At 56.2% G+C, this 655-nt stretch carries 2 pseudogenes; both read left to right on the forward strand.

Annotated features, from left to right (window positions below):
• Positions 1-153, forward strand: a pseudogene (locus B2W52_RS09940) (amino acid ABC transporter permease); the annotation flags it as partial.
• A pseudogene (locus B2W52_RS09945) lies at positions 153-655 on the forward strand (amino acid ABC transporter permease); the annotation flags it as partial. The pseudogenes B2W52_RS09940 and B2W52_RS09945, both read left to right, overlap by 1 nt.

Consider the following 655-nt stretch of genomic DNA (forward strand, 5'->3'; position numbering starts at 1 on the left):
CTCGTGGCGGTCTTCATGGGCACCACGCTGAATCAGACGGGGCAGGCCGTCGAGGTTGTCGCCATTACCATGGCGGTATATCTGACCATCAGTCTGCTGATCTCGTTGTTCATGAATATTTACAACCGGGCTGTGGCCATTAAGGAGCGATGATGACCGAGTCAACCATGAAAGCACCCAAGAAGGCGCTCCGTCCGGTCAAGTGGATGCGGGAGAACCTGTTCTCCGGCTGGTTCAACACGGTATTGACGCTGGGTGTGGCCTATCTGCTGGTGACCAGTGTAGGGCCTTTGCTCAACTGGTTTTTCCTCGACGCCAACTTTGTTGGCAGTGATCCGAGCGCCTGTACGGGAGCGGGTGCCTGCTGGCTGTTTATCAGCCAGCGTCTGAATTTCTTTATCTACGGATTCTACCCGGATGAACTGCAGTGGCGGGTCGACGTGATGTTCCTGCTGCTGGCGGTTTCCTTTGTACCCCAGTTCATCGAGCGGTTCCCCGGCCGCAAGTGGCTCGGGCTGTTCGGTATCTTTGGTTTGCCCATTGTTGGCTACTTCCTGATTCCCGGAGGCAGTTTCGGCCTGGAAGAAGTGCAGAGCTCGAAATGGGGCGGCCTGATGCTGACCCTGATCCTGGCTTACATCGGGATTATTGCGTC

The organism is Marinobacter sp. UBA2498 (genome assembly GCF_002341575.1).
GTDB classification, from domain to species: Bacteria; Pseudomonadota; Gammaproteobacteria; order Pseudomonadales; family Oleiphilaceae; genus Marinobacter; species Marinobacter manganoxydans.